Source organism: Hoeflea sp., from assembly GCF_984452065.1.
In genome coordinates, this window is sequence record NZ_CFHWAF010000122.1 from 1 (window position 1) to 11033 (window position 11033).

Sequence of the window (11033 nt, forward strand, 5' to 3'; positions counted from 1 at the left end):
GATAACCCCACGGCCAATAAGGGTCACGTGCTGACCGATTGGCGTCCCGAAGATCCGCAGTTCTGGGAAAGCCAGGGCCGTGCGATCGCCACCCGCAACCTGTGGATTTCCATACCCAACCTGCTCATGGCCTTTTCGGTCTGGATGGTCTGGTCCGTCGTCGTCGCAAAGATGCCTGCCATCGGATTTGACTTCTCGGTCGGCGAGCGCTTCTGGCTTGCGGCGCTGCCCGGGCTTTCCGGCGCAACCTTGAGAATTTTCTACACATTCATGATCCCGATTTTCGGCGGCCGGAAGTGGACGGCGATCTCAACCGCCTCGCTGCTTTTGCCGGCGCTTGGAATCGGGTTCGCCATTCAGGACCCCAATACGTCCTACTTCACCTTCCTGATCCTGGCGCTGATGTGCGGCTTCGGCGGCGGCAACTTCGCGTCCTCCATGGCGAACATTGCCTACTTCTATCCGAAGAAGACCAAGGGCAATGCCCTGGCGCTCAATGCCGGTCTCGGCAATGCCGGCGTGTCGGTCATGCAGTTCGTCGTGCCGCTGGTCATCACGGCGGGTGTCTTCGGCGCGCTCGGCGGTGAGCCGCAGCAGCTTTCCGACGGTGGCCAGCTGTGGCTGCAGAACGCGGGCTTCATCTGGGTGCCGTTCCTCGCTGTCGGCGCGATTGCCGCATGGTTCGGCATGAACGACATTGCCGATGCGAAGGCTTCGCTCGGCGAGCAGATGTCGATCCTCAAGCGCTACCACAACTGGGTGATGTGCGTCCTCTATATCGGCACGTTCGGCTCCTTCATCGGCTATGCCGCGGGCTTCCCGCTGCTCATGCGGACCCAGTATCCTGAAGTCGATGCCTTGAGCTACGCCTTTCTCGGGCCGCTCGTCGGCGCGCTTTCCCGGGCCGCGACCGGTTGGGTATCGGACAAATATGGCGGCGGCCGGGTGACCTTCTGGGTCTTCCTCGGCATGATCATCGCGGTCTTCGGCGTGCTGCAGTTCCTGCCGTCCGAAGCGGGCCCGAACGGCAATTTCTGGGGCTTCTTCGCCTGTTTCATGGCGCTGTTCTTCCTGACCGGTGTCGGCAATGCGTCGACATTCCAGATGATCCCCTCGATCATGAAGCAGGAAATCCCGCGCCTTGAGCCGCAACTGGACGAGACCCAGACACAACGGTCCGTCGAGCGTGAAAGCGCGGCGATCATCGCCTTCACATCGGCCATTGCCGCTTACGGAGCCTTCTTCATTCCGAAGCTCTACGGAACGTCGATCGAAATGACCGGCGCACCCAATGCGGCGCTCTGGTCGTTCCTCAGCTTCTACGTGCTGTGCCTCGTGGTGACCTGGTTCTACTACAGCCGCCGCGGCGCGTCCGTGCCCTGCTGAGGTCAAGCAGGAAAGGCTGAGCGGCATCAATGACCGTTCAGCCTTTTTCGGCCCAGCCGGGCCGGCGGATTGCAGAGACATTCCGGAACCGTGGATCAGACCGGCGGACAGCCCTGAGGGGTGCCGCCGGTCGAGCCATTTGCAGGCCATGGGATCAGCCTATGGGGGATCGAGCACGGCCTCGTACAGGACCAATGCCAGTGACGGCATGTGTGGCGTTGCGTAGTTTCACCGGGTTGATTCTGGTCTTTAGATGTCCGAAATACTTTGCCTGCGGTGACCTGCGCTCCCGCGCTTGGCGATATGCAACCAGATGGAAGTTCCATGACCTTTCGGCCGTTCGATCTCGATACCGCGCACTGTTTCATTGACGGTGAGTGGGTGCCGTCCGCCGTGGGCGAGACCCTCGAGTTGACGAATCCTTCAGACGGATCAAACCTTTGTGCCGTCGCGCGCGGCGGGAGTGAGGACATTGACCGGGCCGTTGCTTCGGCATCGACTGCCCTTGACGGCGAATGGTGCGGGAGCACGGCGGCGGAGCGCGGCCGGCTGCTTTATCGCATCGGTCAGCTGGTGCTCGAGAATGTCGAGGAACTCGCCAGGCTGGAAGCCATGGATGTCGGCAAGCCGCTCAGACAGGCCCGCGCCGATGTTGTGGCGCTGGCGCGCTATATGGAATTTTATGCCGGGGCCGCTGACAAACTCCACGGCACGACCATTCCCTATCTCGACGGCTACACCGTTTACACGCTGCGCGAGCCGCACGGGGTGACGGGTCATATCATTCCGTGGAACTACCCGATGCAGATCATCGGCCGTTCCGTCGGCGCTGCCCTTGCCGCCGGCAATGCGGCGGTCCTCAAACCGGCGGAGGAAGCGTGCCTCACCGCCTTGTCCTTCGCCGAGCTCGCGCGGCGCGCGGGATTGCCGAAGGGCGCATTGAATGTCGTGCCCGGGATCGGCGCGGAGGCCGGCGCGGCCCTGACCGCCCATCCCGGTGTCAACCACATTTCGTTTACCGGTTCGGTCGGTGTCGGCAAGCTGATCCAGTCTTCGGCAGCGCAAAATGTGGTGCCGGTTACGCTGGAACTCGGCGGAAAGTCGCCGCAGCTTGTTTTCGAGGATGCCGATATCGACGAGGCGCTGCCCTTCCTTGTCAATGCCGGCCTGCAAAATGCCGGGCAGACCTGTTCGGCCTCGTCCCGCATCCTCGTTCACAAGAGCCGTTACGACGAAGTCGTTTCGCGCATGGCGGATCGATACCGCGCGCTGAAAGTCGGTCCGGCGCTGGCCGATCTCGATGTCGGGCCGGTTATTTCCACGCGCCAGAAGCAGATCGTGGACGGGTTCCTGGCCAGGGGCGAGGGGCTGGACGTGGCGGCCGAAGGCACGGTTCAGGCGGATGCTCCGAAGGGCGGGGCCTATGTGACGCCAACCTTGTTTGCCGGGGTCTCACCGGATCATGTATTGGCCCAGGACGAGATTTTCGGACCGGTTCAGGTCGTCATTCCGTTCGGGGACGAGGAGGAGGCGGTGACGATCGCCAACGGGACCGATTTCGGTCTCGTCGCCTCGGTCTGGAGCCGTGACGGCGGGCGCCAGATGAGGCTTGCGCGCAAGCTGCGCGCCGGACAGGTTTTCCTCAACAATTACGGTGCCGGCGGCGGTGTCGAACTGCCCTTTGGCGGCACCGGCCTTTCGGGACATGGGCGCGAAAAGGGCTTTGAGGCGCTCTACGGCTTCTCGGTCCTCAAGACCGTCGCGGCGCGGCACGGATAGAGCGTGTTTCGCAGCGAAGTCCTGTGCTCTGCGCCCCTTACCCCATGATTTTTAAGGGAGTGTTTGACGTGGTTCGTCTCAAACCGGTAAGTCATGTCCGCGACACTGCATGCCGGCCCGGCCGGCGACAGGAAACAGCCAAGGAGTAATCATCTGTCATGACAAAATCACAAACGTGGCCCAATCCGGTCATCGAGGATAGGGAAGGGCCGCGGATATGACGGCTTTTGCTTTGCCGGCAAACGGAATTTATCTCGGGCGCGTCTGGAATCCATCCGCCGAAGGGCCGTCCGTTGTGACGGTCCGGGACGACAGGGTCCTGGATATCACCAGCAAGGATGCTCCGCTGGTCCGTGACATCTGCGAGATGGACGATCCGGCCGAATATGTGCGCGGTGCTGCGGGTGTCGATCTCGGATCGGTTTCCGCGATCGAAGCCAATCGTCCGGGCGACATGACGATGATTCATTTCCTGGCGCCATGCGATCTGCAGAGTGTGAAGGCCTGCGGTGTGACCTTTGCCAGTTCCATGGTCGAGCGGGTCATCGAGGAGCGCGCGGCAGGCGATCCGCAACTGGCCGAGGAGATCCGCAGCCGGGTCGCCGCGGCGATCGGCGACAGCCTGCGCGACATCAAGGCCGGATCGCCGGAGGCGGCAAAGGTCAAGGCGGCGCTCATCGAAGAAGGGTTGTGGAGCCAGTATCTGGAAGTCGGGATCGGCCCGGACGCCGAGGTGTTTTCCAAGGCTCAGGTGCTGTCATCGGTCGGCCCGGCAGCAGAGGTCGGGCTGCACCCGATTTCGCGATGGAACAATCCCGAACCCGAAGTGGTTCTGATGGTGTCTTCCGCCGGCCGTATCGTTGGCGCGACGCTTGGAAACGACGTCAATCTGCGCGATGTCGAAGGACGTTCCGCGTTGCTGCTGAGCAAGGCCAAGGACAACAATGCCTCCTGCGCCATCGGCCCCTTGGTTCGGCTGTTTGATGAGACGTTTTCGCTTGATGACGTCCGTACCGCCGAGATAGACCTGACGGTGAAAGGCGAGGACGGGTTTGAACTGAACGGCCATTCCTCGATGAAGGAAATCAGCCGTGACCCGGAAGACCTCGTCGCGCAGACATTGGGGCGGCATCATCAATATCCGGACGGCATCGTCCTGTTCCTGGGAACGCTGTTCGCGCCGACGCAGGATCGCGATGCGCCCGGCGAAGGCTTTACCCACAAGGCGGGTGATGTGGTGGAAATATCGGCTGCGCAACTGGGCCGGCTGGTCAACACGGTGCGGCTTTCGACCGAATGCGCTGAATGGACCTTCGGCATCAGCCATCTGATGCGCAATCTTGCAAAACGAAACCTTATCTGAGGACCTGATACATGCTGAACGGAACACATCTGGTTGCCGGTGAATGGATTGGCGGCGACAACACGTTTTCGAACGAGCCGGTGAGCGGTGAGGCGGACCGGTTTGCCGTCGGCACCGTCGAACTGGTCAACCGCGCCGTGGAACAGGCCGAAGCCGCGTTCGCCGGTTATTCCTCATTGCCGCGGGCGGAGCGGGCGACATTCCTGAGGACGATTGCCGACGAAATCGATGCCCGGGGTGATGCGATCACCGAAACCGGCATGAAGGAGACGGGTCTGCCGGAGGCGCGGCTGGTCGGCGAACGCGGCCGCACAGCGGGGCAGCTCAGGCTGTTCGCCGACCACATCGAAGCCGGCGCCTATCTCGACCGCCGGTACGATCCGGCGCTTCCCGACCGGGAGCCGCTGCCGCGCCCGGATCTTCGGTTGATGCAGCGTCCGGTCGGCCCGGTGGCGGTGTTCGGCGCGTCGAACTTCCCGCTGGCGTTCTCGACGGCAGGCGGCGATACGGCCGCAGCACTCGCGGCCGGGTGCCCGGTTGTCGTCAAGGGCCATTCGGCGCATCCGGGCGTCAGCGACCTGGTGGCGCAGGCCATCGATGCGGCGCGCAGTGCATGCGGCCTCCATCCCGGTGTCTTCAGCCAGATCCAGGGCGGCAACCGCGCCGTCGGACAGGCGCTTGTCCAGCATCCGCTGATCAAGGCCGTCGGGTTTACCGGTTCGCTGGGCGGCGGCCGGGCTCTGTTCGATCTTTGCGCAAGCCGCCCCGAGCCCATTCCGTTCTTCGGTGAGCTCGGCTCCGTCAATCCGATGTTCATCCTCGACAATGCGCTCGGCGCACGCGGCTCCGATATTGCGGCGGGGTGGGCCGCTTCCCTGACAATGGGGGCAGGCCAGTTCTGCACCAATCCAGGCATTGCGGTGGTCAAGGCCGCGGCCGAAGCCGATGCCTTCATCGAGGCCGCGGGCGCGGCGCTCGAACAGGTCGACAGTCAGGTCATGCTGACCGGCGGCATCGCCTCCGCCTATCACGCGGGGCGCGACCGGGTTGCAGCGTCCGAAGGGGTGCGCACGGTTTTGACGACGACATGCGACCTGCGCAACGCCACGCCCTATCTCTTTGCCACGACGGGTGCGCAATGGCTTGCCGACGAGGAACTCGGCGAAGAAGTCTTCGGCCCGCTCGGCATGGTGGTCGTCGTCGACAATGACGACGAGCGCATGAAGGTGGCGCAATCGCTTCAGGGTCAATTGACCGCGACCATTCACATGGACGATGCCGACAAGCCGGTTGCGCGCGATCTGCTGCCGGTGCTGGAGCGCAAGGCCGGCCGGCTGCTGGTCAACGGCTTCCCGACCGGCGTCGAGGTTTGCGATTCAATGGTGCATGGCGGTCCCTATCCGGCGTCGACCAATTTCGGGGCAACATCGGTCGGCACAATGTCCATCCGCCGTTTTCTGAGGCCGGTCTGCTATCAGAACATCCCCGTGGATATCCTTCCCGAGGATCTGCGCTAGACATAAAGCAACAACTGACCGGCGGCCTCCCGGCCGCCGGTCCTGCCGGCGTTTAGCCGGCGAATATTTTCAGATATCCCATCACCAGAAGAGCAATGAAAATCGTCTCGACCGAGATGATCACAATGGCCGTCGTGCCGACGCCCATGAGGCTCTTGAAAGACGTCTTGATGCCGATCCCCACAATGCCGGCGACAAGAAGCCAGCGCGACAGGCTGACCAGCAGGCCCACCATCGTTTCGGGAAGCACTTGCAGGCTGTTGAGCGTCACGGCTGCGCAGAAGCCGAATATGAAGGGTGGAAACAGCGACAGGACCGGACCGCGCTGCCTGGATGCAAAGACGAGGGTGAAGAGGAGAATGACCGGCACGAGCAGGGACACGCGGAACAGTTTGATGACGGTTGCGACGTCTCCGGCTTCCCCCGATACCGAATAGCCGGCGCCGACGACCTGTGCCACGTCGTGGATGGTCGCGCCCAGGAAGATGCCGGTCGTCTGATCGTCAAAGCCGACAAGCGATGCCACGATCGGGTAGATCACCATCGCGACGGTCGACAGGGTCGTGACCGCCACGACGGTGAAAATCGTGTCGCGTTCACGTGTCTTGTTTCTCGGCAGAATACTGGAAATGGCCAGCGCCGCCGATGCCCCGCAGATCGCGACGGCGCCGCCGGTCAGGACGCCGAACCGGGCGCGCCGTCCCAGAAGATATGACAGGCCGATACCCAGCAGGATCGTGACGGCGACGGCGCCGGCCACCAATCCGATGGTCGAAAAGCCGAGATCGGAAATCTGATCGAAGGTGATGCGGAAGCCGAGCAAGGCAACGCCGGTCTTCAGCAGCGTCTTGGAAGCAAACTCGACACCGGGCCTGGCCGCTTCGTCTTCGGAAAGGAAATGGAAGGCCAGTCCGAGCAGCAAAGCAAACAGCATCTGGGGTGCGGCATAATGGTCGGACAGGAACTGCGCGGCAGCCGCTACCGTGAGGCAGCACAGAACACCCGGCATCAATTGTCTAGGAGATATCGTCATTGTTTATCAAAACCCGATGGGAGGAGAGCGGTCATGCTGCCGCCTGGCATTGTGGGCTACGGGCAAGTCACCAATTCTGCGCGTGATACTCAAGAGGTATCTTCCTGCAGAGGGCCAGTTTTTTGCGAATGAACCGTCCATTGTCTCATTTCCGATCGTTCTTGTTGCCGATCCGGCAACGCATCGCTGCCCTTTGAGTGCTTCCGGCGTCGATTCGCAGTGTTTACCTTGCCGGCGCATCGTCGTGGAAAGGATAAAGAATGTTCGAACCTGATGGAGACGTCGAAAACCGCCTTGCAGTGCTTGGGATGGAATTGCCGCCCGCGCCCAGGCCGATCGGCAACTATCTTCCCGCAGTTCAGGTCGGAAACATCCTTTATGTGTCCGGAACTCTCGGGACCGTGCGGGACGAGAACGACAACGACATCATGCCGATCGCCGGCAAGCTCGGTCGCGAACTCACCATCGAACAGGGTTATGAATCCGCGCGGCTGATGGCGCTCAACCATCTTGCGCTGATGAAGAAGGTGATCGGCAGTCTGGACCGGATCGAGCGCATTGTGAAGATGGTCGGATATGTGAATTCGGCGCCCGGTTTCACCGAGGCGCATCTGGTGCTGAACGGCGCATCCGATCTTTACGTCGCGCTCTTCGGCGAAGAGCGGGGCAAGCACGCGCGCGCCGCGCTGTTCCAGCACGAATTGGGGCTCGATGCGCCGGTCGAGGCCGAGATGACGGTTCAAATCAAGGGCGGCTGACATTGTCCGCGGCGCGCGCTGCGAATGGTTCATCCCACTTCAACCGGGCTGCTTTCAGCGCCGCTTCGTCCAGTTCCTGCCAGGTGCCGAACCGCTCCTGCGCAAAATCGGAAAACAGAAGCGTTGCGGGCGAAAGCGCCCGCTGGCGGCGCGTCGCGATGGAAAGCTTGCGATGCGCGAAGGCGCTGCAGTTGAGATTGACCGGAACCAACAGGCCCTGGCGAAGTTCGGTGTAGACCGCCTGCGCGGGCATGAACACCACGGCATGGTTCAAGAGCGCGAAGCTGCGGAGGAACTGCAGCTTGTTGCTGATGGTCTTCGGCGCGACAACCGCCTTTTCCCGTTTCGCCACACGCTTGACCAGCTGGCTGATACCGAAGCTCGAATCGGGCAGCAGATGGTCGTATTTCAGCAACTCGCGGAGCGTGACCTCACGCCCGCCGGACAGCTCATGACCGACCGGCACGAAGGCATGCAGGGGTTGATCGTAGTGTGCCGCAATATCAATGGCGTGATGGTGGACGAAGTCATACACAAAGCCGATATCCGCCTCATAGCGGTCGAGAGCGTCGACGGTCTCGTCGCGGCTGGCCACCGTGATCTCAAAACGGACATCGGGATAGATGCTGGAGAACTCGGTGAGGATTTCGGGAAGGAAATTCTCGGTGATGCCTTCAACCGTGGTGACGTTGATCGTGCCGCGATGCAGGGATTTCAGATCGTCGATATCGGACTGGACCAATTGTATCTGGGCATCGATCTTCAGCCCGTGCGCGCGCAGCCGCTCGCCGGCTTCGGTCAGGCTGACGCCATCGGAGCGACGTTCGAGCAGGACACAGTCCAGTTCGTGTTCGAGCGCCGATATCTGCCGGCTGACCGCCGAGGCCGCTATATGAAGGCGTTCAGAGGCGCGGCGGATCGACTGGCATTTCGCGACCTCCAGAAAATACCGTAAGGCGTTTAAATTCATTTTCTTAACTCGAAACCCGGCGAACTGGTTACCGGTTTACTTCTATGATCTTGTTGCCGAAAAGGCAACGCGACCTTCGCAAGTTAGTGCTTCCAGCGTCACTTTGGCCGGTGCGATAGTGATGCTTGAGACCAGTAGCGATGAATATCCCGACCGTCCGGCGCCCGAGACAGATAATTGGCCATATGGGGTGACCGGGCAGGACGGGGCTTGGGGAAACGAGACACTTGGTCCAAAAGGAAGGAAACCGATGATGAAACTGACAACTCTTGCGGCCACATTGGCGGTCGCCGTGTCGATGTCCGGGGCGGCACTGGCCGAGACGATCATGCTGCGGCTCGGTCATACCGGCGCGCCGACGCACCATTATCAGACGATCTCCCAGCTCTTTGCCGACAAGGTCAAGGAACGTACGGACGGCAATGTCGAGATTCAGGTCTACCCCGCCGATCAGCTCGGCAAGCAGCTCGAAGCCGTCGAAGGCACGATGCTCGGCACGCAGGACATCTTCCTGGTCTCAGATACGGTACTGTCCAACTGGGTTCCCGATATGGGCATCCTGAACCTGCCGTTCCTGTTTTCTTCGCTGGATGATGTGCACGAGGTTCTCCAGGGGCCGGTCGGTGACAAGCTCAAGGCCAAGATGGAGGGCACCGGCGCCGTCGTCATCGGCTGGTGGATGGGTGGATTGCGTAACGTCACCAACAACCGCATGCCTATTATGAAGCCGCAGGATCTGGAGGGCCTGAAGATCCGGGTTCCCGAAGGCGAGGTCTTTGTCGAAACCTTCAAGGCCCTCGGCGCCAATCCTGTTGTGATCTCGTTCGGCGAACTTTATTCGGCGCTGCAACTGGGCACGGCCGATGCGCAGGAAAACCCGCCGGCGCATATTCTGACCAAGAAGTTTTACGAGGTGCAGGCCTATACCTCGAAGACAGGACACATCTATCTCGGCTCGCCGTTGATCATGAATGAGGCGAAGCTCAACGGCTTGCCGGAGGAATACCGCAAGATATTGCTTGATACCGCGACGGAAATGGCCGGCGTCCACCTCGAGATGGTCAATGATCTGGAAAACGAGCAATGGGCTGAACTGGCCCGGCTCGGAAACAAGATCAACGATGTCGACACGGCGCCCTTCAAGGCCGCGCTGGTGCCGGTGATCGACAAATTCAAGGGTAAGCTGGATGCCGGCATCATCGAGGAAATACAGACGACGCTCTCGAACTGATACAAAGCGGGCCGTAGCGGTTTTGCTGCGGCCCCGGCGCCACAAGGAACCAGAGGATGAAAGCATTTGACTGGCTGGAGACCGTCGTAAAGGGCCTGGCCGGTCTGTGTCTTTTCGCCGTGTTCGTCCTGGTGACCGCTCAGGTCGCCAGCCGGTTCCTGTTCAACTTCTCCCTTGCCGCAGCCAGCGAGCTCTCGATCTATTCAATGATCTGGTCGGTCTTTCTGGGGGCGGCCGTCGCCTTTCGTCACAATCGTCACATCGCGATGGACGTTGTCAGGAAGCTGCTGCCCCGCCCGGCGGCCCGGCTCGTCGATGTCTTTATCTTTCTGAGCCTGACGCTCTTTTTGTGCCTGATCATGTCCGAAGGCTACGACCTTTCGCAACGGGCCATGCGTCAGGTTTCACCGGCGGCGGGGCTGCCGGTCGGCTATGTTTCCATGGCGATGCCCGTGTGCTCGGTGCTGGCGCTGATCTTTCTGTTCGAAAGCTTTGTCACACAGTTTCTAAAGGCCCGGCACGATGACTGAGATCCTGTTCCTTTCTCTTTTCGGTCTCTTGATTGCCGGTGTTCCCGTCGCGTTCGCGCTTGGTCTTGCTTCCGTGGCGGCGCTCTATTTCGGCAGCAATATTCCGCTTCTTATCATGCCGCAGAAGCTGTTCAACGGGCTGAACAGCTTTCCCTTCCTTGCCATTCCGCTTTTCCTTCTGGCCGGCAATATCATGGCCGCGGCGCATATTTCCGAGCGTCTGGTGAAGCTCTCGGGCCTGTTGCTTGGACGTTTTCCGGGCGGGCTGGCGCAGGTCTCCACCGGCGCATCGGCCTTTTTCGGCGCGATCTCCGGCTCGGCGCCGGCCACCACATCGGCGATCGGCTCGATCCTGATCCCGTCCATGGTGCGGCGGGGATATCCCGCGCCCCAGGCCGGCGCGGTGGTTGCGTCCTCCGGTGCTCTGGGGCTGATCATACCGCCGAGCCTGACGATGGTCGTCTAC

10 protein-coding genes are annotated in these 11033 nt (G+C 61.4%); 8 read left to right on the plus strand and 2 right to left on the minus strand.

Features of this window, described 5'->3' with window-relative positions:
• The 4 genes from AC5E6N_RS18910 to AC5E6N_RS18925 form a co-directional block, all read left to right on the plus strand.
• A partial coding sequence (locus AC5E6N_RS18910; RefSeq protein ID WP_491749273.1) for a NarK family nitrate/nitrite MFS transporter occupies positions 1–1386 on the plus strand: 1386 nt, incomplete at its 5' end.
• A gap of 324 nt (positions 1387–1710) precedes the next feature.
• Positions 1711–3165: an aldehyde dehydrogenase family protein gene (locus tag AC5E6N_RS18915; RefSeq protein ID WP_491749274.1), complete on the plus strand. Its 1455-nt coding sequence runs from the start codon at positions 1711–1713 to the stop codon at positions 3163–3165.
• 217 nt (positions 3166–3382) lie between these two features.
• Complete coding sequence (locus AC5E6N_RS18920; RefSeq protein WP_491749275.1) at positions 3383–4528, plus strand: fumarylacetoacetate hydrolase family protein; 1146 nt, start codon at positions 3383–3385, stop codon at positions 4526–4528.
• A gap of 11 nt (positions 4529–4539) precedes the next feature.
• Positions 4540–6045, plus strand: a complete 1506-nt coding sequence (locus AC5E6N_RS18925; RefSeq protein ID WP_491749276.1) for an aldehyde dehydrogenase (NADP(+)) — start codon at positions 4540–4542, stop codon at positions 6043–6045.
• Positions 6046–6097: 52 nt separating this feature from the next.
• Here the strand turns inward: AC5E6N_RS18925 and AC5E6N_RS18930 are convergent, their stop codons facing one another.
• Entirely contained in the window at positions 6098–7078 is a 981-nt protein-coding gene (locus tag AC5E6N_RS18930) for a YeiH family protein (protein WP_491749277.1), read from the minus strand.
• Positions 7079–7338: 260 nt separating this feature from the next.
• Here AC5E6N_RS18930 and AC5E6N_RS18935 point away from each other — a divergent pair, with 260 nt between their 5' ends.
• Complete coding sequence (locus AC5E6N_RS18935) at positions 7339–7836, plus strand: RidA family protein (protein ID WP_491749278.1); 498 nt, start codon at positions 7339–7341, stop codon at positions 7834–7836.
• On the opposite strand, the gene AC5E6N_RS18940 is transcribed toward AC5E6N_RS18935, so the two are convergent.
• Positions 7823–8806: a LysR family transcriptional regulator gene (locus tag AC5E6N_RS18940; protein WP_491749279.1), complete on the minus strand. Its 984-nt coding sequence runs from the start codon at positions 8804–8806 to the stop codon at positions 7823–7825. The genes AC5E6N_RS18935 and AC5E6N_RS18940 overlap by 14 nt on opposite strands.
• Before the next feature lie 253 nt (positions 8807–9059).
• Between AC5E6N_RS18940 and AC5E6N_RS18945 the strand changes: the two genes are divergently transcribed.
• From AC5E6N_RS18945 to AC5E6N_RS18955, 3 genes are all read left to right on the plus strand, one after another.
• A complete protein-coding gene (locus tag AC5E6N_RS18945) occupies positions 9060–10037 on the plus strand; it encodes a TRAP transporter substrate-binding protein (RefSeq protein WP_491749280.1) in 978 nt (325 codons plus the stop codon).
• 56 nt (positions 10038–10093) lie between these two features.
• Positions 10094–10567, plus strand: a complete 474-nt coding sequence (locus AC5E6N_RS18950) for a TRAP transporter small permease (protein ID WP_491749281.1) — start codon at positions 10094–10096, stop codon at positions 10565–10567.
• Positions 10560–11033: TRAP transporter large permease subunit (locus AC5E6N_RS18955; RefSeq protein ID WP_491749282.1), on the plus strand; the 474-nt coding region annotated here is incomplete at its 3' end. The genes AC5E6N_RS18950 and AC5E6N_RS18955, both read left to right, overlap by 8 nt.